At 62.6% G+C, this 21,470-nt stretch carries 15 protein-coding genes and 1 riboswitch; of the genes, 2 read left to right on the plus strand and 13 right to left on the minus strand.

What is annotated here, in order from left to right; genetic code table 11:
- Positions 1–77: 77 nt before the first annotated feature.
- The 12 genes from PPRO_RS05675 to PPRO_RS05730 form a co-directional block, all read right to left on the minus strand.
- Positions 78–1,376, minus strand: a complete 1,299-nt coding sequence (locus tag PPRO_RS05675) for an Nramp family divalent metal transporter (protein ID WP_011735082.1) — start codon at positions 1,374–1,376, stop codon at positions 78–80.
- Between the two features lie 19 nt (positions 1,377–1,395).
- The gene (locus PPRO_RS05680) at positions 1,396–2,658 is read right to left on the minus strand and encodes a magnesium transporter (protein WP_011735083.1); all 1,263 of its coding nucleotides are present in this window, start codon (positions 2,656–2,658) and stop codon (positions 1,396–1,398) included.
- Between the two features lie 67 nt (positions 2,659–2,725).
- A riboswitch (M-box (ykoK) riboswitch) is annotated at positions 2,726–2,892 on the minus strand.
- A gap of 185 nt (positions 2,893–3,077) precedes the next feature.
- A complete protein-coding gene (locus PPRO_RS05685; protein WP_011735084.1) occupies positions 3,078–5,138 on the minus strand; it encodes an LPS-assembly protein LptD in 2,061 nt (686 codons plus the stop codon).
- Between the two features lie 13 nt (positions 5,139–5,151).
- On the minus strand, positions 5,152–6,429 hold the full coding sequence (locus PPRO_RS05690) for a bifunctional folylpolyglutamate synthase/dihydrofolate synthase (protein ID WP_011735085.1): 1,278 nt from the start codon (positions 6,427–6,429) through the stop codon (positions 5,152–5,154).
- Position 6,430: 1 nt separating this feature from the next.
- Entirely contained in the window at positions 6,431–7,285 is an 855-nt protein-coding gene (gene accD / locus PPRO_RS05695) for an acetyl-CoA carboxylase, carboxyltransferase subunit beta (RefSeq protein ID WP_011735086.1), read from the minus strand.
- 206 nt (positions 7,286–7,491) lie between these two features.
- Positions 7,492–8,295 carry a tryptophan synthase subunit alpha gene (trpA, locus tag PPRO_RS05700; protein ID WP_011735087.1) on the minus strand — a complete coding sequence of 268 codons (804 nt, stop codon included), beginning with the start codon at positions 8,293–8,295 and terminating at the stop codon, positions 7,492–7,494.
- A gap of 28 nt (positions 8,296–8,323) precedes the next feature.
- Positions 8,324–10,078: a methyl-accepting chemotaxis protein gene (locus PPRO_RS19375; protein WP_011735088.1), complete on the minus strand. Its 1,755-nt coding sequence runs from the start codon at positions 10,076–10,078 to the stop codon at positions 8,324–8,326.
- Positions 10,079–10,176: 98 nt separating this feature from the next.
- Positions 10,177–10,683, minus strand: coding sequence for an LEA type 2 family protein (locus PPRO_RS05710; protein WP_011735089.1), 507 nt, complete (start codon positions 10,681–10,683; stop codon positions 10,177–10,179).
- Complete coding sequence (locus tag PPRO_RS05715) at positions 10,680–11,327, minus strand: transglycosylase SLT domain-containing protein (protein ID WP_011735090.1); 648 nt, start codon at positions 11,325–11,327, stop codon at positions 10,680–10,682. The genes PPRO_RS05710 and PPRO_RS05715 overlap by 4 nt, the downstream gene beginning before the upstream one ends.
- 241 nt (positions 11,328–11,568) lie before the next feature.
- Positions 11,569–12,624 (minus strand): cytochrome d ubiquinol oxidase subunit II, encoded by a 1,056-nt coding sequence (cydB, locus tag PPRO_RS05720; RefSeq protein WP_011735091.1) that lies wholly within the window; start codon positions 12,622–12,624, stop codon positions 11,569–11,571.
- A 3-nt stretch (positions 12,625–12,627) separates the two neighbouring features.
- Positions 12,628–13,974 (minus strand): cytochrome ubiquinol oxidase subunit I, encoded by a 1,347-nt coding sequence (locus tag PPRO_RS05725; protein ID WP_011735092.1) that lies wholly within the window; start codon positions 13,972–13,974, stop codon positions 12,628–12,630.
- A 157-nt stretch (positions 13,975–14,131) separates the two neighbouring features.
- Positions 14,132–14,536, minus strand: coding sequence for an RrF2 family transcriptional regulator (locus PPRO_RS05730; RefSeq protein ID WP_011735093.1), 405 nt, complete (start codon positions 14,534–14,536; stop codon positions 14,132–14,134).
- A gap of 172 nt (positions 14,537–14,708) precedes the next feature.
- On the opposite strand from PPRO_RS05730, the gene PPRO_RS05735 reads away from it, so the two are divergent.
- The gene (locus tag PPRO_RS05735; protein ID WP_011735094.1) at positions 14,709–16,373 is read left to right on the plus strand and encodes a FecR domain-containing protein; all 1,665 of its coding nucleotides are present in this window, start codon (positions 14,709–14,711) and stop codon (positions 16,371–16,373) included.
- Between the two features lie 40 nt (positions 16,374–16,413).
- Positions 16,414–19,044, plus strand: a complete 2,631-nt coding sequence (locus PPRO_RS19380; protein ID WP_049759652.1) for a CHASE2 domain-containing protein — start codon at positions 16,414–16,416, stop codon at positions 19,042–19,044.
- Between the two features lie 2 nt (positions 19,045–19,046).
- On the opposite strand, the gene rnr is transcribed toward PPRO_RS19380, so the two are convergent.
- Positions 19,047–21,380: a ribonuclease R gene (gene rnr, locus PPRO_RS05745; protein ID WP_011735096.1), complete on the minus strand. Its 2,334-nt coding sequence runs from the start codon at positions 21,378–21,380 to the stop codon at positions 19,047–19,049.
- Between the last annotated feature and the right edge of the window lie 90 nt (positions 21,381–21,470).

The following is a 21,470-nucleotide window of genomic DNA, read 5'->3' on the forward strand; positions in this document are numbered from 1 at the left end:
GGCTTGTTAACGCAGAGCGGCCCGCCGAATATTCCGGCGGGCCGCTGTGCGTTGTGGAGGTGTCGACAGGGATTGGTTCAGAATCTGATCAGGTTTCTGATCAGGCCGGGCAACGCCATGTCAACGGTCATCACCAGGGTGAGGATTACCATGATCCCCACGGTCAGCCAGGCGATGGCATTGAAGATCGGGCCATTAACGTGGTCTCCCATCAGGTTGCGATCGTTGATCAGCATGATCATGAACAGCAGCACGAAGGGGAGCACCGCCCCGTTGACCACCTGGGAGATAAACATGATCATCATCAGCGGCGCGTCGGGAACCAGAATCAGACCGGCGCTGATGACGATGATGACGGTGAAGAGCCAGAAGAACTGGGGCGCCTGCTGGAAGTCCTTGTCCACCCCCGATTCCCATCCCATCCCCTCGCAGATGTAGAAGGCGGTGGAGAGCGGCAGGATGCAGGCGCCGAACAGGGAGGCGTTGAACAGGCCGAAGGCGAACAGGGACGAGGCATGCCTCCCCACCAGCGGCTCCAGCGCCAGGGCGGCGTCGGCGGCGGTCTCGATCTTGAGCCCCTGCACGTGGATGGTGGAGGCACAGGCCACCATGATGAAGAAGGCCACCACGATGGCCAGGATGCAGCCGATGATCACGTCCAGCCGGCAGAAACCGTACTGGTCGGCGGTGATCCCCTTTTCCACCACGGCCGACTGCTGGTAGAACTGCATCCAGGGGGCGATGGTAGTGCCGACGATGCCGATCAGGGTCATCAGGTAGGCGCTGTCGGAATTGATCTGGGGGGTTACGCTGGCCTTGAGAACCAGGTCCCAGCGAGGTCCGGCCATGAACGTGGCCACCGGGTAGGAGATGTACACCAGGCAGGCCACCAGGAAGACCTTCTCCACCGTTTTGTAGGAACCCTTGACGATCAGGAGCCAGACCAGTACGGCGCTCACCGGCACGGAGAGGTACTTGCTGATGCCGAAGATCTCCAGGCTGGCGGCGATGCCGGCGAATTCGGAGATGGAGTTGCCCATGTTGGTCAGGAACAGGGCGATCATGACGTAGAAGGTGACCTTGACCCCGAAGGATTCGCGGATCAGGTCCGAGAGCCCTTTGCCGGTCACGGCGCCCATGCGGGCGCACATCTCCTGGACGACCACCAGGGCTATGGTGGTGGGGATCATCATCCAAAGGACTTTGTAGCCGTAGTTGGCGGCAGCCAGCGAGTAGGTGGTGATGCCGCCGGCATCGTTGTCCACATTGGCCGTGATGATCCCCGGCCCCAGTATGGCCAGGAAGATCAGGATGTTGCGCGGGCTGAAACTTTTCAGCGGCTTCAGGAACCGAAATTGTGCAATTCTGGTGAACATGGACTCGTCTCTATCCGTTCTAGCGGCGCTTGATCCTGACGATCTGCGGCAGGTAATGGGCCAGGACGTCATCCACCGTGACGATCCCCTCCATGCGCTCGTCATCGTCCAGTACCGGGATGGCGATCAGGTTGTACTTGGTCAGCATCTCCAGCATCTCTTCCGGCTCGGCGTCCACCCGCACGGCCTTGACGTTATCCTCCATGATCTCCACCAGGGGGGTCTCGGGTTGACTCATCAGCAGGGTCTTCAGGGAGATGACCCCCTCCAGGTTGTCACCGTCATCCACGATGTAGCCGTAGTAGATGGTCTCCACGTCATGGGCGCACTGGCGGACCAGCTCCAGCGCCTCCCCGGTGGTCAGGCGCGGGGAGAGCCGGAAGTAGTCCGGGGTCATGAGCCCGCCGGCCGAGTCCTCTTCATGCTCCAGCAGTTCCTGGATGTCCTCGGCATCCTCCTGGTCCATCATCTCCAAGAGCTCCTGAGCCTTCTCCTCCGGCAGGTCACTGAGCACGTCGGCGGCCTCGTCATGCTCCATCTCCTCCAGGATGTCGGTGACCTGCTCGTCGTTCAACTGGCTGATGACCAGGTTGCGCATCTCCGGTTCAAGTTCGTAGATGGTGTCGCCGGTGGTCTCGGCATCGATGGAGTCCAGGACGGTGCGGATGTTCCTGATGGGGATGGTTTCGATGATGTCGGCCAGGTCGGCCGGGTGCATTTCGTTCATCTGGTCGCGGGCAATGTTCAGCGCAAGCCTGGATGAGTTGGGCTCCAGCGGCTGGACGTACTCCCAGCTGATCTCGCTGTGGGGGATGTCCCTCCTGATGGCGTGGGCGAAACGCTCGCCGAAACGCTCGTATCCCAGGCGGCGCAGCAGGCCGCGGAAACCGATATCCACCGAGAAGATGCACAGCTTCTGGTTCAGGTCACCCAGTTTGATGTCGTTGACCCGCACCACCTTGGCGCCGTCCACATCCACGATCTGTTTGTCCAAGAGGTCGCGCTTGACCAGGATCTCCCCTTCCCAGGGCTTGTAGCTGCACAGGCTGGGGGGGGCGGCGCTGCTGACGGAGACAACCACATGGTTGAACAGCGCCACCTCGTCCCAGCAGACGCTCATCAGCCCCTTGCGCGTTTTGATCAGGATGTGGGAGACCTCGGGGAATACCTCGCCGGGAACCATGACCAGGTCGCGCAGGGTGCCGATCTGATCCCCCTTGTTGTTGATCACCGAACGGCCAATGACCGAGCTTAAGTATATTTCGTTGTATTCGGTAACCATGCGCGCCACTCTCGGATGAAAAAAAGGCCCATTCGAAAGGAATGGGCCTGTGGAATACGCGCCGGCGCCAATTCCCCTCTGGTTGGATTTTGGCAGAGCACAACGTAGGCCTGGGGCCAGCTGCATTAGGTTAAGCCTTAATCCGGCAGAACCTGTTGACCGCATTGGCGTCTTTCGACGTTTCTGGGTAGCAGCCTGTGTTTGTGCAAACGCCTCATTCTAACGAGGAACGACTGTTAATACTTCGATTTTGTTGGCCTTGTACCAGGTCGCTCTTCCGGCTTCCCTGGCAGCGGGCTCTGTTTTTATACGCCAATCATGGCGTTGTGTATAGTTAAAACTTGTCCGCGCCTGCCCGTCGGAGCGGGGAGGCGCGGGAGTGGACAACCTGTGGGGGATATTGTGCTGGAGGGGGGAGTCTAGCGGCGCGAGGCGTAGTCCGCCAGGCCGGCCAGATTGAAGCCGATGGTGAAGGACGGATTGCCGGAACGGTGGTGAACGGCCAGTTCCACGCTCCAGCACTGGTGCTGGTACTCCACGCTGTAAACCGATTCCAGGAACCCGGATTTGTCGAAGGAGTAGCGGGTGGTGTAGCCGAAGTTCCACGGTTTGAAGCGTTTTGTGGCCAGCCTGGCCTCCAGGTATTCAACCTGGTTGGCGCTGTTTTCGCTGTTGCGGGTCATGCGGTAGCTGATGGCGGCGCTGCTGCCCCGCTTGCTGTCGTATTCCAGGCCGGGTTGGGCGCTGGAGAGGTAGTTGTGATGGAGGTCGTACCGTGCGTCGAAGGTTAGTTTGGCCTGTGGATGCAGCCAGGTTTCGCTCTCCAGGATCAGGTCTGATGCGTCGTGGCTGTTATCCACCATGGACAGTTCGTCCCTGCGGCTGCCGTCGAAGCTGTACCCCTGCATCAGTTTGATGCGGGAAATATCGCGATACTCGCTGCTCTCCCCGTTCTGGAACTTCCCGGTCAGGTAGCTGGTCACCCCGTAGTAGATCACGTTCTGGTGCAGGAGCCGATCCTCGTAGTCGTAGAAGGGGAGTCGCGACTGGTCCCGCTGGGGCGCGTAGCGGTAGGACACTTCCGGGGTCAGTTCGTGGCGCAGCTTCTTCAGGCTCTCGCCGTCCAGTTCGTAGACCCTGCTGAAGGAACTGGAGATGGTTGCTCCGACCTCGGGCATCAGGTTGCCGGTGGTGTCCTTGACGTCGCTGTTACTGGGGATGTCCGTGCCGTTGTATCCGCGCAGGTGCAGGCCGGCGTAGACGGTGGCGTTCAGGTAGCCGGGCAGTCCGGTAACCATGCTCAGGCGGGGAAAAGCGTGCAGACGCTCACCGCTGACGCCGTTGTCGCGGTAGAAGTTCGTTGCTGTCGCGTCCAGGTCGAAGTAGAGCGGGGTATTGAAGATCTGCTGGCGCACCGCAGACAGGCCGATGGAGGGGAGGGTCTGCAGGGTGTCGCGGTTGTTCTCCGCGTACATGTCCTCGCTGTAGCGCAGAGTGGCGTTCAGGGCGTAATGCTGCCAGGTCTTGAGGGCATTGACGATGGTGGCGTTGTACTGGCGGTTGTAGTCGCCGCTCTTGACGCCGAAATCATCCAGGAAATCGCGGTCGGTGGTCAGGTTGATGGAGGTGCGCAGGTTCATGTCCGGCGAGAAGATCTCGCGGTGCGTCTGGGCTATTTGGCCGCGCCAGCGACTATCCTTGGTGTCGTAGATCAGGTAGCCGTACATGGTGCCTTCGCTGCCGCGCTTGCGCAGGTAGCGGTAATCCACTCCCAGGCCGACTCCCCGTTTGCTCATCATGTCCAGGTCGAAGGTGGCGTCCTGGCTGGGGGAGATGACCCAGTAGAGGGGGATGTCCAGTTGCGCCCCGCGCTTCGTGGAATAACCGACGCGGGGGAAGAGCAGGCCGGACTTCTTCTCCCCCGAGGCGGGAAAAGCCATCCAGGGGACGTACATGACCGGGGTGTCCCTGATGTAGAAGACCAGGTTCCTGCCGATGGCATACCCCTTCGGATTCACCTCCAAATGTTCGGCGGAAAACTTCCAGCTGGGGTCGGGGAGTTCGCAGGTGGTCATCTCGGTGTTACTGAGGGTGAGGGTGCCGTCGTCGTTGCGGACGATTCTGTCGCCAGTGAGCGTCATGTTGGAGTCGGCCACGCCGGCGACAGCGTGGTTCAGTTCGCCCCGTCCGCTGGCCATGTCCCAGGTCGCCTTGTCGCCCCGCAGGGTGTCCTCGCCCTTGGTGATGACCACATCCTCGTAGGCGGTGAGTATCCTGGTCTCGCGGTTGTAGGTGGCGCGGCGGGCGGTCATGGTCATGCCGCCCCACTCCATCCTGACGTTGCCGTCGGCCGAGACGCTGTCATCGGCCTGGTTGTGGGTCATGGCGTCGGCCCTGATGGTTATGTCATCTTCGGCGTGGCAGGTTCCCGCGTGAAGCAGCAGGCAGGCGAGTAGTATCAGTAAACGTTTGATTTTCATGAGTTGGACGATCCTATCCCCGGATTCCTTCAAATCTGTGTCCCGTCAATGCGGCCATAGCTTCACCCACGGTGAACAGGGAACCGCATATCAGGATCAGGTCTTGGCTGTGGGCCTCGTTCCGTGCCGCCGCGATTCCGTCGGCCACGCCGCCGGAGGCAAGTGCCTCCACGCCCAGTCCCGCCAGGAGCCGTGCCAGTTCCGTATCGTCCAGGGCGCGCTCCATGGACGGGGTGACGCAGTAGCCTCTGGTCACCAGCGGCGCCAGGGGGGCCATGATGGCATGCACGTCCTTGTCGGCCATGACCCCCGCCACCAGCAGCAGCCGGTCGTAGCAATAGTCTCCCAGTGCCTCCGCCAGGGCCTGGGCGCCGGCCTGGTTGTGGGCCCCGTCCAGCAGCAGCCGGGGAGGGCCGGGGATCAGCTCCATGCGTCCCGGCCAACTTGCCTGCGCCAGGCCGGAGGCCATGGCACTGGCCGGTACCGTTATGCCCATCCCGTCCAACGTCTCGGCGGCGGCCAGGGCCAGTGAAGCGTTCTCCGCCTGGTAGCGTCCCGGGATGCCGGGGGCAAGCCCCTGCTGAACGCCGCCCATGCCGCGGTAGTCCAGGCGTCCGGCCCCGCTCCAGCTGGCGCTGAAGTCCGTTCCCCACTGGAAGAGGGGGGATTGGCCGCAGCGGCAGAAGGAGCGGATAGTGTCGCCCACCGTTGTTGTCTGGCGGGAGACGAGCACCGGCGTGCCCGGTTCGATGATGGCGCTCTTCTCGGCGGCGATCCTCTCCAGGCTGCCACCCAGGTAGTCGCAGTGGTCCAGGGAGATGGGGGTCATGAGCGTCATCATGCCGGCCAGGGCTGCCGTGGCATCGGAGCCACCTCCCATGCCTGCCTCCATTACGGCCAGCTCGATCCGCTCTTCGGCGAACAGCAGGGCCGCCAGGGCGGTGACGATCTCGAAAAAGGTGGCGTCGTCGGGCGCCCGGGAGAGCACCCGCTCCAGATGCGCGGCCAGCAGTTCATCCCCCGGTTCCCGGCCATTGACGCGGAAGCGCTCCCTGAAGTGGATCAGGTGGGGTGAGGTGAAAAGGGCGCTGCGGTGGCCGGCCGCTGTCAGTATGGACGAGAGAAAGGCGGCTGTGGAGCCCTTGCCGTTGGTGCCGACGACGTGGATGCTGCGAAAAGCCTGCTCGGGGTTGCCCAGCCGGTCCAGCAGGGTGCGGACCCTCTGGATGCCGGGCCGGATGCCGAACCTGCGGCGGGCGTAGAGCCTCTCCAGGGTTTCGGCCAGGGGCATCTCAGGCAGCGGGGCGGTACAGTATGCCGAGGATCGAGGCCAGTTTGGCGCGCATCTCCGTGCGGGGGACGATCACGTCCAGCATGCCGTGCTCCAGCAGGTATTCGGCGCGCTGGAAGCCGTCGGGCAGCTTCTGGCGCAGGGTCTGCTCGATGACCCGCGGCCCGGCGAAGCCGATCAACGCCTTCGGTTCAGCGATGTTGATGTCCCCCAGCATGGCGAAACTGGCGGTGACGCCGCCGGTGGTGGGATCGGTCAGGATGGAGATGAACGGGAGGCCGGCATCCTTCAGTTTTGCCAGTGCCGCCGAGGTCTTGGCCATCTGCATCAGGGAGAGGATGCTCTCCTGCATGCGGGCGCCGCCCGAGGCGGAGACGATGATCACCGGCTGGCGCTTCTGCACGCCTCGTTCGATGGCGCGGGTGATCTTTTCACCCACCACGCTCCCCATGCTGCCCCCCATGAATGAGAAGTCGAACACGGCAACCTGTACGGCGGTCCCCTCGATGCTTCCCTCCACGCAGACCACGGCATCCCGAGAGCCCCCCTTGGAGAGGGCGCTGTCGATGCGCTCCTGGTAACTCTTAGAGTCCTTGAACTGGAGGAAGTCCACCGATGTCATACCGCTGTCCAGCTCCTGCCAGGTCGCTGCGTCCAGCAGGGACTCCAGGCGGCGACGTGCGCCGATGCGGTGGTGGTGTCCGCACGTGGGACAGACATTCAGATTGGCATCCAGATCTTTGGCGAGCAGGGTGGCGGAACAACCGGGGCATTTGACCCACATCCCCTGGGGTACCCTGCTTTTTTTGATCTGTGTCCTGTTGATGCCTGCTCTTTCCCTGTGGAACCAGCTCATGGTCAAATCCTCGATTCTCGTAGTGGTCTGCGAAAAAAGTTCAAAATAAAAGGACGTGGTAACAGATAAGCCTCTGTCTGTCAAGAAACCTCATATCCGTTCCCATTAGAGTCTTTTCTCTCGTTGCCTGTGCCACCGGCTCCCCGGCGTACCGCCGTAAACGTCTGCGTCAACCCTATTGCAACGCTTCCCGGGGGGAGGCGGGATCAGGCGGCCCCGCCAGGGATGGCCTGTCTGAGCGAGGCGACAAAGCGCGTGACTTCCTGGCGGAGCTCTTCTCCGCTGTGGAGTTGGAAGAGTTTGACCAGGGCGCTTCCCACCACGACCCCGTCGGCCATGGCGGCAACGTCTGCCGCCTGCTGGGGGGTGGAAATGCCGAAGCCGGCCACAATGGGGACGCTGATTTTGGCGCGCACCTTGGCAAGCTCGCCGCCCAGGGTGGTGGATACCTGCTGGCGTGCTCCGGTGACACCGGTGACCGTCACGTAGTAGACGAAGCCGCGCCCCAGTCGGCCCACGGTGGCGATTCGGCTGTCGGTGGACGTGGGTGTCAGCAGGAAGGCCACCTGCAGGTCGCGGGCATTGGCATGGTTCAGGAACGACTCCGCCTCCTCGGGGGGCATGTCCACCACCAGGACGCCGTCAACGCCGGCCTCGGCGGCATCGTTGGCAAAGCGCTCGTAGCCGTAGGCGTGGATCGGATTCAGGTAGCCCATCAGCACGATGGGTACCTGGCAGCTGCGGCGCACCGCGCGGACCATGGCCAGAATTCTTTCCAGAGTCGTGCTGGCCGCCAGGGCGCGTTCCGATGAGAGCTGGATGGTGGGGCCGTCGGCCATGGGATCGGAAAAGGGCATGCCCAGTTCGATGATGTCCGCCCCGGCCTGCTGCAGGAGCGGGATCATGGCTTGCGTAGTGGCCAGATCAGGGTCGCCGGCGGTGATGAAGGTGACCAGCGCCTTTGTGTTGCGCTGCTTGAGTTCGTTGAAGCAGTGGGTGAGTCTGTTCATTGTGGTGTCCGTTGCGTGTGGAGTGGGGTTATGCACTGAAGTCCGACAGTTCGCTTCTCAGCAGCCTGATCTGTTCCCCCAGGGCGGTCAGGGAGCCATCCAGTGCCCTGATGTCGTCGCCCGACGCGCTGGCTGCCGTCTGGAGCCCTGCCAGGGTGGCGGTGGGCGGTGCGCTGCCCAAGGGGGCGGCTGCAGCGGTATCGCGCAGTTGCCGTATGCCGTTGGTCAGGCTGCCCGCAGCCTGGAGCGCCAGGGCGCCGCCGTGGCGCTGCTCGCGGGCCAGGGAGTGTATCTGGCTGGTCAGTCCTCCCATGCGCTCCAGCGTGGCTATGGATAGTTCCGTTAGTTGGCGCTGGTCGCTGGAGGTACGGGCAATTCGTTGCGCCAGTTCGCCGGTGCGCCGCAGGGCATCCATGATGTCCTGGCTGGTTCGGGCCTGCTCCCTGTCGTTGCGGGTGATGCCGCCCATCTGCAGGACTGCCTGCTGCACGCCGTTGACGATCATTTCCAGCGCCATGCTGGTGTGTCTGGCGAGCTGCTCGCCCGTTGCGATGAGCTCTTCCACCTGGCTGATGGCGTCCACCGCGCGACGCCCTTCGTCCCGTATGCCGTGGATGATGGCGGCTATTTCGCGGGTTGAACTGCCGGTCCGTTCCGACAGGTCCCTGATCTCGTCGGCAACGACGCTGAAATCTCTCCCCATGTCGCCGGCCTGGGCGGCGATGATGGTGGCGTTCAGTGCCAGAAGGTCGGTCTGTTCGGCCAGTTCCTCGATTACCGAGAGGATGGCGTCCGTGTCCTCTGCCCGTCGGGACAGGCTCGTTACCGCCTCCGTCGTGGTTGCCGAGGCACCCCTGATGGCTCGCATGGCGTTGATGGCTTCCTGGGCCACGCGTCTGCCGGCATCAGCGTCACGGGTAATCCCCTCCGCTATGGCCCGGGTCTCCTGGCCGTCCTTCTCGGCCTGCCTGATGGCGGCCTCCATGCGGTTGCAGGACGAGGCGCCTGTTCCGTAAAGGGCCAGCATATCCGAGATGGCGAGTGCGGAGGTTCTGGCGGCAGCATCCATTCTGTCCGTGGCAGCCCCGATCTCGTCCAGGGAGGCCCCCAGGTTGTCGTTGATGGCGGAAATCCGTTCGCTGGCGCTAACCATGGCGCGGGTGCTGTTGCTGCTTGACGATGCTGTCGGCAGCAGGCTCTCCGTGCCGCGGGAAATGTCCTTCAGGCTCTGCTCCATGCGCGCTATTTCGGGAGCCAGGTGGCGCATGTCCGATTCCTGACGTCGAAAGGAGTGCTCCATGCGGGCGCTGTCAGTCTTCAGTACATCGTCAAGGGAGGTCAACGCCCCGCAGATGGCATCGATTGCGGACCGTTGGTGCTGGAGGCGCGCGGCCATGGTGTTCAGGGAAGCGGCGAGAAAGGCCGTTTCCGTGTTGGCGGCTGTCGCCGGAGGCTCATCGAACCTGCCGTCGCACAATGCCCGCGCCAGGCGGGTACAGGAAGCCAGCGAGCGGGTATGGGAGCGGGTTATGCCGAACGACAGCCAGGCCACCAGGCCGGTGCCAATCGCTACAGTCAGGATCACCAGCAGGCTGGATGATTCCCCCTCCCTGATCCCCGCGGCGACCAGGGAGGACAGAACCGCACCATCCCCCTGGGGGAGCGACATCAGACAGATGGCGGCCAGGATCAGGATGGCAGTTGCTGCCGTCAGGAAGAGCAGAGCCATCTCTGTTCGCAGGGAGTATGCGCGTACGCTGTCAGAAGACGAGATCCACTTCACCGGGCGAGATTCCTTTGTGGAATGAGGGATTGGCACATCCTGAAGCAGGGAGTGTATCTTACAGAGCGGGCGCTCCGTTATCAAGCAAAAAGCCCCGTCTAGCGGGGAAGGGAGACGATGCCCATCAGCTGATTCAAGTAATGGTTTGGTCGGTACTTTTCCGGAACGCTGAAGGTTTTGCTCATGTCCACCGGGATGTCCATCTTTCCCAAGGGGGTGGTTACCAGCAGGCTGGCCTGGATCCGGTAGGGTATGCGGTCCAAATCGGGGCGCCGTTTGATGATTTCAAACAGGTCCGCGTACTTGACGCGAATCGGCAGGCGCATGTCGGTCTTTGCCCCTGCCGGCAGGGTGAGCGGCTGATGGAGCCGGCCGGCAGCCAGCGGCAGGGACATGACCCGCAGGTCGTAGCTGTATCCCTGCAGGGTCAGGTCGTAGGAATTGGGGTTGGATATGGCCAGAGCGCACTCGATGTCGGCTCCAGCCGTATCCATGCCAATAATGCTGGTGCGGGTCAGGGAAACATCAGGCTCCTTCAGCAAGAGCGAACAGCCGCACAGCAGGAGCAGGGGGAACAGCAGGAAACGGAGCAGGCGTGCGGTCATTGCGTCCGTGTCCCCGGTTCGCCCATGGCCAGGCGCTCGGTCTGCTGTTCCAGCACCGCCACCATCTCCCGGCGGATCTTCTTGACCTTGCGCAGGTAGTAGTCAGCCTGGGGGCCCTGTCCGCAGTAGAGCCGCTTGGCCCGCTCCAGGTTGCCCTGGGCCATGCGCAGTTTGCTGCTCAGTTCCCGCACTGCCGCCTCGGCGCATTTTTCGTCGTTCCCCATGTCCGCGGGGACATAGCCGTGGCTCCTGGCACGCTGGGGCATGAGCTGCCAGACTCCCAGGGCGCCCCGGGATGATACCGCGGACGACGAGAGTTGGTGGCCGCCGGTTTCGGCAACCGCAATTTCAGCGAGATCGAAGGGGAGAAAGGGTGTGCCCAGAGTCTTGGTGAAGCAGAGCGCCGCCAGTCGGCGGGCCCGTTCGGGGGTGGTGTGGCGTTGGAAAGTTGTTTCGATGGCCGAGAGTTGTCGTTTTCGTTCGCTCATGGAGACGCCCTTCTCCAGGAGTCTCTTGATCTCGCGGTCCAGCGGGGATTCGGTGGAAACGGTGGCCGCGGGAGGATGCTCGGCTTTCCTGATGGTCGCATTTTCGCAGCCTGCCAGAGACAGCAGGCAGAGCGCATGGATGATAAATTTTCTCATAATTGGATAAGGGTGGTTGTGTCAGCTTTGCCGGAAGGGCGCGAGCGCCTGGTAAGCAGGAGAAGACTCCCGGCTGGATACTCCTTTCGTGATTGATGCCCGCAAAACGCCAAAGTCCCGGTGGACCGAGACTTTGAGTTGGGGTTTGAGTTGTAGCCTTATACAGCATCCGGGAATGGATGTCAAATCGGGGCGGTTTTTCGGCTGTAAAACCGCCCGTTTCGCTTGGGCCGGATGGGGCTCAATAGGCCTCGGAACTCTCCAGGACATCCTCGCTGGTGACCCGTGCCCGGAATATGCGGTAGACCCAGGCCTTGTAGGCGATCACGATCGGGACGAAGATCAGCGCAACGCCGGTCATGATCTTCAGGGTCAGCAGGCTGGAGGAGGAGTTGTAGATGGTCAGGTTGGAGGCCGGGTCGATACTGGAGGGGATCAGGTTGGGGAAAAGTCCGGCAACTCCGGTGTAGCAGACGAAGACGATGGTCAGGCAGGAGAAGAGAAAGGCCATGTGCAGCCTGTCACGGGAGGCGTAGAGTTTGACCAGAAGCAGGGATGAGACGGCGATGAGCGGGATGATCAGCAGCAGCGGGCTCTTCAGGTAGTTGTCGTACAGCCGTGTGGCCGGATAGGTTGCGCCCAGGAAGAGCACCGCCACTGCCAGCAGCGGAAACCAGAGCCGGTTGGCCATGGCGGCCGCCCGTTGGGAAAGATCTCCGGTGGTCTTGATGGCTGCGTACAGGGAACCGTGGACCGCGAAGAGCATGACGAACAGGATGCCGGTCAGCAGGCCGTAGGGGTTGAGCAGGGTCAGCAGGGAGCCGTCGTAGGCAAAAATGCTGGCGCTGAAGTCGTTGCGCATGGGGATGCCCTTGAAGATGTTGCCGAAGGCTACGCCGAAGAGCAGGCTGGGCAGGAAACTGGCGATGGTGATTGCTCTGTCCCAGCCCTTCTTCCAGGAGGGACTGTCGATCTTGCCGCGGAATTCGAAGGCAACCCCCCGCACGATCAGGGCGAAGAGCAACAGCAGCAGCGCCGTGTAGAGATTGCTGAACATCAGGGCATAGGTGGTGGGAAAGGCGGCGAAGGTCGCGCCGCCGGCGGTGACCAGCCAGACCTCGTTACCGTCCCATATCGGGCCAACCGTATTGATCAGCACTCTCCGTTCCGTATCGCTCTTTGCCAGGAAGCCGGACATGAACCCGGTTCCCAGGACAAATCCGTCGGTCATGAAGTAGAAGCTCCAGAGCACGCCCCAGAGAACAAACCAGATGATCTGAAATGCATGTGCTTCCATGGTCTATGCCCTCCCTGCCAGATTGATGATGCCGGAACCGTCGCTGTCGGGACCCTTGCGGGCGTATTTTGCCAGCAGATAGATGTCGATAACCCCCAATCCACCGTAGAGGAGGGTGAAGCCCGCCAGGGAAATGGCCACCTGGGTGGCGGAGACACTCGTGGATACGGCGTCGGCGGTTTTCAGGACACCGTAGACGATCCAGGGCTGACGCCCCATTTCAGCAACCAGCCAGCCCAGCTGGTTGGCGATATAGGGGAGCGGCAGCGAGAACACCAGCAGGGTCAGGAACAGACGGTGACGTTCGGGATGCCCCTTGAAGGAGATGATCACCGCGATCAGGCTGGCCAGGATGAAGTAGACCCCCAGGCCGACCATGACGCGGAAACTGAGGAACACCGGCAGCACCGGCGGCCGCAGTTCGCGCGGGAAGCTCTTCAGGCCGGTGACTTCGGCGTTGGCGTCGCGGAATGCCAGCAGGCTGATCATGTTGGGGATGGAAAACGCCTCCAGTGAGTTGCGCTCGTTCTTTTCGTCCGGAACCTGCAGCAGGTTCAGGTCAGCCCCTTTTTTCGTCTCCCAGACCGACTCCATGGCGGCGAACTTGGCCGGCTGGACCTTGGCCACCTCCACCGAAGAGAGGTCGCCCACCATGGCGGCCAGCAGGCATCCCGCCAGGCCGAACAGCGCAGCCTGACGGAAAGAGCGCTTGAAAAAGTCCAGTTCGTTGTTGCGCAGCAGGTGCCAGGCCGAAATGCCCATGACGAAGAAGGCCGCCAGGGTGTAGGCGGCGGTAATCTGGTGCCCGAATTTGATCAGGCCATAGGGGTTGGTGAGCACGGCGATGAAGTCGGTCATTTCCGCCCGGTTGTTGCGCAGCACGTAGCCCACCGGGTTCTGCATCCAGGCATTGGCCAGCAGGATCACCAGGCCGGAGAGGTTGGTTGCGATTGCCACCAGCCAGATGGAGAGCAGGTGCACCTTTTGGGAAACCTTGTCCCAGCCGAAGATCCAGAGGCCGATGAAGACCGACTCCAGGAAGAAGGCCACGGTGGCCTCGATGGCCAGGGGGGCGCCGAAGATGTCGCCCACGTAGCGGGAGTACTCGGCCCAGTTCATGCCGAACTGGAACTCCATGGTTATGCCGGTTACCACTCCCAGGGCGAAGTTGATCAGAAACAGCTTGCCCCAGAACCTGGTCATGCGCAGCCAGGTTTCGTCACCGGTCATGCAGTAGCGGGTCTCCATCCAGGCCACCATGATGGAGAGTCCCAGGGTCAGCGGTACGAAAATGAAATGGAACATGCAGGTTACGGCGAATTGTAGTCGACTGAGCAGTAATGTGTCCATGCTTCCTCCTCTGCGATAATAAATGACACAACAACCTATGCTGGGATTGATTGTAGCAGTCTGGTACCGGATTGCCCGTTTTTTGTTGCTAGCTGGTTAAAAAAGACCTTAATTATCTTGAAGCGCTGAAAAATTTTTTCTGCGGCCGCCGGCGTTTCTACATGCCGGCCAGTTCCTTGAGGGTTACCCTGGCCAGGATGGCGCGCACCTCATGCTGTACTTCGATCCAGACCGGGTGAACGCGGCAGGCTACGGAGCGGTCGCATTCGCCGGCGCCGATGACGCAGCGGTTGGGAACGACGGGTCCCTCCACGGCCTCCACCACCTCCAGCAGGGTGATCTTTTCCGGGGCGCGGCCGAGCATGAAACCACCACCGGTTCCGCGATAGGACCGTACCAGGCCGATTTTGCTGAACTGCTGGAATATCTTGGCCAAAAATGTCTGGGGTACGTCAACCGCTGCCGCGATCTCGCTCAGCAGGCAAACCTGGTCGCCGGGGCGTGAAGCCAGGTAAACGATACCCCGTATTGCGTATTCTCCCTTGCGGGTTAGTTCCATCATGGCAATGCAACCCCTAAAAGACTGTTTGGATCTTTTTTAGTTTTTTTTTGCGCGCCTGTCAACTGGAATCTGCGTGGTCCCGTCGCCGCTGTTAGCTGTTGTAAAGTTGTTTTAAAAATGTATTATGTGTGGCGTGCAATATGTAGATTCATACACAGAGGCCGGGAGAAGCGTGAAGTCAGCCATGTTCCGTATCATGACCGTTATTGCGCTGCTGGCCTGTCTGCTCCCCGTGACAGCCCTGGCACGGGACAGCTCTGCCACGGTCGAGCTGACCGTGGTGAAGCGCGACACCCTGATTTCCATCTGCCGAACATACCTGCGGCAGCCGGCGCGATGGCCTGAAATCGGCCGACTCAACCGGCTCGGGAACAACGATCTGATCAGGCCGGGACAGCGGCTGATCATACCCGTGGAACTGCTTAAGGGGGTACCCCTTGACGGGTGGGTGGCGTTCGTCAGGTCGGAGGTCATGATCAGGGAGGCGCGCCGGAAAGAGTGGAGAGCTCTCAGAAGCGGCGATCCTGTCCGGCAGGGGAGCCTGATCAGAACCGGCGGCGAGGGGGCAGTGGAGATCGTCTTCGACGATGGCAGTTCCCTGTACCAACACCCTGACAGCACCCTGGATCTGAGCGCGTCCCAGCTGAAAGCCGGCAATCACCTCTTCCGCAGGCTGTTTATCTCCGCGGGAAGGATCCTGGTCAAGGTGCGCAATGCCACGGGGCGGGACTCGCGTATGGAGATCAGGACCCCTTCGGCCATGGCCGTGGCTCGGGGTACGGATTTTCGCGTTGCCGCCGATGCCCGGAAGGCAACCACCGCGGAAGTCCTGCAGGGGGTCGTGCAGGTCGATGCCCTGTGCCGCACGGTCATGGTCAGGGAAGGGGAGGGAACCCTGGTCAGGAAGGGGGAGCCCCCCCTCCAGCCGCGCAAACTGCTGCCCCCACCCCGTCTGACCGAAGCGCCGCACCTCTACCGCGGCACGCCGTTCAGGCTTTCATTCCAGCCGGTTGACGGCGCTGTTTCCCACCGTCTGCTGCTCTCGCGCGACCGGGAGGGGCGGGACCTGGTCCGCGAACTGCTGTTCAGGGCGGGGGAAAGCCCGGAACTCTCCGGGCTTGAGGATGGAGTCTATTACTGCCAGGCGCTGAGTATCGATGCCTACGGCCTGGAGGGCGCCTTTTCCGCTCCGGTGGCGGTTACCCTGCGCGCCAATCCACTTTCCCCCTTTATCCAGGAACCGCATGACGGATCGACCTTCACGGGGGGAAGGGTCTCCTTTCGCTGGCTCAAGGTTGGCGATGCTGCTTCCTACCAGCTGCAGATTTCGCCGGACTGCTCATTTGCCCCCTCGTCGGTCAGCCTGGTGGATGTGGCCGATACCTCCGTCCAACGCGAATTCAGCGACCTGGGCAAACAATGTTTCCGTATCCGTTCCATGGCCGTTGATGGCTTTGCCGGAAACTGGTCTGATCCGCTTTCCTTTACCCTGCTCCCCCCGCCCCCCGCTCCCCCCCTGGAAAAACCGGACCAACAGGGAAATAAACTCCACCTGCGCTGGCCAAGCCAGGGGGAGGGGGTCAGCTACCACGTGCAGCTTGCCGACAACGAACGCTTCGACTCTCCTCTTGTGGACCAGCGCCTGGCTGAGCCGGAGCTGAGCCTGGACGCTCCCCAACGGGGGGGCGTCTACTATGTGCGCACCAGCAGCATCGATCCCCAGGGGAACGAGGGGCCGTTCTCTCCGCCCCAGAGTTTCGAAGTCAGGCGCTGGTGGCCGTTCGCGGCAGGAGGGGCGCTGGGCGCGGCGGGACTGATCCTGCTGCTGGTTCTCTAGCGCCTTCCCCCTTCCAGTGATCCCACACGAGAGGAGTGACGTGCGCTTTCTCAAGTCCTCCAACCATAGATACCTCCTGACACTTGCGGTCGGCTTTTTCCTGGTTCTGGCGGCGGACCAGCTGGGGTTCACTGAAGGGATGAACCACTACTGCTATGACCTGTTCTTCCGTCTGCGGGGTACCGTGGAGCCTGACCGGCGCATCCTGGTCGTCGCCATCGACGAGAAGACCTTGAACCGGCTTGGCAGGTGGCCGCTGCGGCGTGGCCACTATGCCAGGCTCCTGGATGCCGTTGGCCCGTCGGCCGTGGTGGGACTGGATATCCTGATGGCCGAGCCGACCGACGATGACCCGCAGCTTCCCGAATCCATCGCCCGCCATGGCCGCGTCGTACTCCCGGTCTCGGTGGAGCACCCCCTTCAGACGATTCTCCCTTCGGGGGGGCTGGACTCTGACCGGGTTGGGCATGTCTATCTGGAGCAGGATGAGGATTGGGTCGTCAGGAGTGTCTTCCATACGCTCCACAGTGGTGGCCGGGCGATGCCCTCCTTTGCCTCGGCCATCCATGACCTGTTGGGCGGTGACAGGCTCAGACGCCAGGATCCACCGGTTGCCGCAGCGGAGCGTTGGCGCAGGCCAGACCTGCTCCAGCAGGACAGCCGGCGGATCAACTACTGCGGCCCTCCGGGCACCTTCCCCCGGCTCTCCATGATCGACATACTGGACGGCCGCTACCCGCCTGCCTACTTCACCAACCGGATCGTCCTGGTGGGGGTCACCGCCGCCGGACTGGAGGGGGGCGTGCTGACCCCTTTCACCCAGTTGCGCACCGCCATGAGCGGCGTGGAGGCCCACGCCACCATCCTGCACAATCTCCTCAACGACAACGCTATGGTGGCAACAGCGGAACCGGCCAGGCTGGCGCTGTCTCTCGGCGTTGCACTTGCCGGCTTCTTCCTCTTTTTGCGGCTGGGCGCACGGCGCATGCTGTTCTGCTGCGGTCTGGGCCTGGCCGCTGTCTGGCTCGTGTCTCTTGCGCTCTTTGCCTGGCTGGATTTCTGGTTCAGCCCGATCCTGCCCTCGCTTATGCTGCTGGTTCTGCTGGTCTGCGCCCAGGTGAACAGGCTGGAACGGAGCGCACACGAACTGCGCGAAGCCCAGGATGACTGGGAGGCCTCCTTCAATACCATTACCGATGGCATCCTGCTGGAGGATGCCGGGGGGGCGGTGATCAGGATGAACCAGGCCGCCCGGAGCATGCAGGGGGCACGTCTGCTGGAACAGCTTGCTCGTGCTCCCCTGTCCGGCTGCGGGGAGGAAATGGGCGATCAGGGCCGTACCCGTGAGTTCGTTGACCCGCTTTCCGGCAACTGCTACGAGATCAGGTCGCGTGCCCGCTCCGACCATCCGCGGGGGGGGGGTGGGGTTGTGCATGTCATCCGGGATGTGACGGCCAGGAAAAAGATGGAGAAGGAGAAGGAGTTGCTCCAGTTCCAGTTTCTCCAGGCCCAGAAGATGGAGTCCGTCGGCCGGCTAGCGGGTGGCGTGGCCCATGACTTCAACAACATACTGACCGCCATACTGGGCTACAGCGAGATTGCCCGCCTGAGGGCCGCCCATGACGAGAAGCTTGCTGAGTGCCTGGATATTATCCATGACTCGGGCATGAAGGCGGCATCCCTTGTCCGGCAGCTGTTGATCTTCAGCCGCAAGAGTACGCTGGAGCCGCAGGTGGTTGATATCAGGTCGCTCATCGACAACATGGCCAAGATCCTGGCGCGGGTGATCGGAGAGGACGTCATCCTCGGGCTGCAGACCGAATCGCCGGTCGGGAATATACTCGTTGACCCGGCCCAGGTCGAGCAGATCATCATGAACCTGGTGGTCAACGCCCGGGACGCCATGCCCCAGGGCGGGACGGTGACCATCCGGGCCGAGGATGTGGAACTGGACAGCTCCTACACCTGCAGCCATCTGGACCTTGTCCCCGGTCCCTATGTGATGCTCTCGGTGAGGGATACCGGCATGGGTATGAGCCCGGAGGTGCGGGCGCGGATCTTCGAACCCTTCTTCACCACCAAGGAGGTGGGGGAGGGGACCGGCCTGGGATTGTCAACGGTCTACGGAATTGTCAGGCAGATGGCGGGACACATCTACGTCTACAGCGAGCCGGGCAGGGGAAGCGAGTTCAAGGTGTATTTTCCGGTTTGCCGGGAGAACGTCGCCGCGGTTGGGCCGGAGGTGGAGAAAACCGTAGCCGGCGGCAGCGAGACGATCCTGGTCGTGGAGGACGATGCCTCGATCCTGACCCTGATCGCCTCCCTGCTGGAGCCGCTGGGCTATGCCGTTCTGGCGGCCCATTCCGGCGACGAGGCCCTGGCGCTGGCGGAGCGGAGCGGAAAACGGATCGATCTGCTGCTGACGGACGTTGTCATGCCGGGAATGGGGGGGAGGAAGCTGGCCGGGCTGTTCCTTGAAAAACATCCCGCGGCGCGGGTTGTCTTCATGTCCGGCTACACCGATGACATCATCATTCGCCAGGGGGTGAGCCAGGGGCAGTGCGCCTTTGTCCAGAAGCCGCTCTCGCCGCGCTCCCTGGCCAGGAAGCTGCGGGAGGTGCTGGATGGCCAGGGGCGGGAAGGCGCTGCTCCCCCTGTGCCGGCTGGCTGACCTCAGCGCCGTTTCCTGCCCCCCGTGCGGACGGCCCCCTTTTTCGTCCGCTTTTGCCCCTCACGCCTGCCGGCCGCTGGGGAGGGTTTCGTTCCCTCGGCGTTCCTTTCGCGGCCCTGCCCCGGCAGGCGCTTGCCCCTGATGGGGGTGCGTGGGAATTCCCCGTCCCCTGCGGTCGTGAGTGGCATCTGGGGCGTGGATGATGCGTGCCCCACGAGCACGAACTCGATCCTCCTTGTTGCCGGGGAGACCGATGCCACCCGCACCCGCGCCCTGTCCCCGATGCGCAGCACCCGCCCCCGGTTGCGGCCGACCAGGGAATGGCGGTTTTCCACGAAGGTGTAGAGGTCGTCGTCCAGGGTGGAGACGTGCACCAACCCCTCCACGAACAGTTCCTCCAGTTCCACGAAAAAGCCGAAGCCGGTCACGCCGGTGATGAATCCGTCGAATTCCTCACCCAGGTGCTGTTGCATGAACTGCGCCTTCTTCAGTTCCACGATGTCCCGTTCCGCCTCCATGGCCACCCGTTCGCGCTTACTGGTGTGCTCGCCGACCTCGGACAGGTTGTGGGTCGCCAGGGAGAGCCGCTTCTCGGCCTGTTTGCTCCCCCTGTTTTCGGCCAGGGCCAGGAGCGCTTTAAGGATGCGGTGCACCACCAGGTCGGGGTAGCGGCGGATGGGGGAGGTGAAGTGGCAGTAGCAGCGGGAGGCCAGTCCGAAGTGGTGCAGGTTCTCGGCCGCATAGCGGGCCTGCTTCATGCAACGCAAGAGGGCGTAGTTGATCATCCGCTCCTCGGGACGTCCTGCTGCACTCTCCAAAAGGCGTTGCAGGTCGGCCGGATTGACCCGCTCCTCCTTCAGGGGGAACTCGTAGCCGAAGCCGAAGGCGAACTCCTGGAAGTTGATCAGCTTGGCCGGGTCCGGGTTCTCGTGGATGCGGTAGAGCAGGGGGATGCCCTTTTCCGCAATGAACAGGGCCACCGCCTCGTTGGCCGCCAGCATGAACTCCTCGATCAGCTGGTGGGCCAGGGTGCGCTCCGCGCGCACGATCCCCTCGGTCAGGCCGGTCAGGCCGATGATGACCTCCGATTCGGGCAGGTCGAAGTCGATGCTCCCCCGTTTGCGGCGCATCCCCATCAGGATCAGTGCCAGCTCCTTCATCTCCAGCAGCATGGGCGTCACCGTCCCCAGGCTGTCGGCCGTCTCCCGGTCTTGGTCCACGATGACCCGCTTCACCTGGGTGTAGGTCAGCCGGGCCGCGCTTGCGATGATGCCGGGGTAGAAGGACGATTCCAGCATGCTGCCATCCCTGTCGAAGAGCATCTCGGCGGTCATGGTCAGGCGCTCCACCCCCGGGTTGAGGGAACAGATGCCGTTGGAGAGCCGCTCCGGCAGCATGGGGATGCAGCGGTCGGGGAAGTAGACCGATGTGCCGCGCAGGTAGGCGTCGCGGTCCAGGGGGCTGTCCGGCCTGACGTAATGGGACACGTCGGCGATGGAAACCCACAGCCGGAAATTGTCCCCCTCACGTCGCAGGGAGACGGCGTCGTCGAAATCGCGGGCCGTCTCGCCGTCGATGGTCACGGTGGCCAGTGGACGCAGATCCACCCGCCCGGCCAGCTCTTGTGCCGGCACGGTTTCGGGGATCGCCTCGGCCTCTGCCAGGGTGTCGGGGGCGAAGACGTGCGGCAGGTCGAAGCGTCGGATGGCCGACTGCACCTCCACCTCGGGGTCGTCGGGCCAGCCCAGCACCTCCACCACATTTCCCTCTGCCGGCCGGCCGCCCACGGGGTAGGAGGAGAGCTCCACCACCACCTGCTGGCCGTCCTGGGCCAGGCCGCGTCCCTTGGGCGGGATGGCGATGACCAGGTTGAGGCGGGTCTCTTCGGGGATGACGATGGCGCCGCGCCTGGTCTCCTCGTAGCGCCCCACCACGCGGCTCACCCCCCGCTCCACTACGCTGGTGATGCGCCCTTCGAACTTGCCCCCCCCCATGCGGCTTCGTTCTGCATGCACCTCCACGGTGTCGCCATGCATGGCGCCCCTCATGTGGCGCTGGGGGATGAAAATGTCCTCGCCCCCCCCCTGGGGGGTGACGAAGCCGTAGCCGTCCCGGTGGCTGGAGAGCTTTCCGCGGATGCTGGTTGCCGCGCTTGCCAGGGCATAGCTGTTGCCCCTGAATCTGACCAGTTCGCCGTCTTGGGCCATGTCATCCAGCATGCGTTTCAGTTCGTTCTTTACGTGGCGACCGCCGAACTGGCGCAGGATTCCGGCGAAGTGGATGGCTCCGTCCTGCTGCTTGAGAAAGGCGAGTATGTTTTTCTTGGAAATCTGCATGGATTCCTTCCGGGTAGCGCGTGTTCTGTTGTGCCGTTGTTCGGGGGATGATATGCTTTTCCGCCGCATATTGCGACCAATTTCATCCCC

The sequence above is a fragment of the Pelobacter propionicus DSM 2379 genome (assembly GCF_000015045.1).
GTDB classification, from domain to species: Bacteria; Desulfobacterota; Desulfuromonadia; order Geobacterales; family Pseudopelobacteraceae; genus Pseudopelobacter; species Pseudopelobacter propionicus.

Excerpts from the sequence above, each read along its gene's own strand:
- PPRO_RS05675 (WP_011735082.1), bottom strand. The coding sequence starts at position 1,376 with ATGTTCACCAGAATTGCACAATTTCGGTTCCTGAAGCCGCTGAAAAGT.
- PPRO_RS05680 (WP_011735083.1), bottom strand. The coding sequence starts at position 2,658 with ATGGTTACCGAATACAACGAAATATACTTAAGCTCGGTCATTGGCCGT.
- PPRO_RS05685 (WP_011735084.1), bottom strand. The coding sequence starts at position 5,138 with ATGAAAATCAAACGTTTACTGATACTACTCGCCTGCCTGCTGCTTCAC.
- PPRO_RS05690 (WP_011735085.1), bottom strand. The coding sequence starts at position 6,429 with ATGCCCCTGGCCGAAACCCTGGAGAGGCTCTACGCCCGCCGCAGGTTC.
- accD (WP_011735086.1), bottom strand. The coding sequence starts at position 7,285 with ATGAGCTGGTTCCACAGGGAAAGAGCAGGCATCAACAGGACACAGATC.
- trpA (WP_011735087.1), bottom strand. The coding sequence starts at position 8,295 with ATGAACAGACTCACCCACTGCTTCAACGAACTCAAGCAGCGCAACACA.
- PPRO_RS05710 (WP_011735089.1), bottom strand. The coding sequence starts at position 10,683 with ATGACCGCACGCCTGCTCCGTTTCCTGCTGTTCCCCCTGCTCCTGCTG.
- PPRO_RS05715 (WP_011735090.1), bottom strand. The coding sequence starts at position 11,327 with ATGAGAAAATTTATCATCCATGCGCTCTGCCTGCTGTCTCTGGCAGGC.
- cydB (WP_011735091.1), bottom strand. The coding sequence starts at position 12,624 with ATGGAAGCACATGCATTTCAGATCATCTGGTTTGTTCTCTGGGGCGTG.
- PPRO_RS05725 (WP_011735092.1), bottom strand. The coding sequence starts at position 13,974 with ATGGACACATTACTGCTCAGTCGACTACAATTCGCCGTAACCTGCATG.
- PPRO_RS05730 (WP_011735093.1), bottom strand. The coding sequence starts at position 14,536 with ATGATGGAACTAACCCGCAAGGGAGAATACGCAATACGGGGTATCGTT.
- rnr (WP_011735096.1), bottom strand. The coding sequence starts at position 21,380 with ATGCAGATTTCCAAGAAAAACATACTCGCCTTTCTCAAGCAGCAGGAC.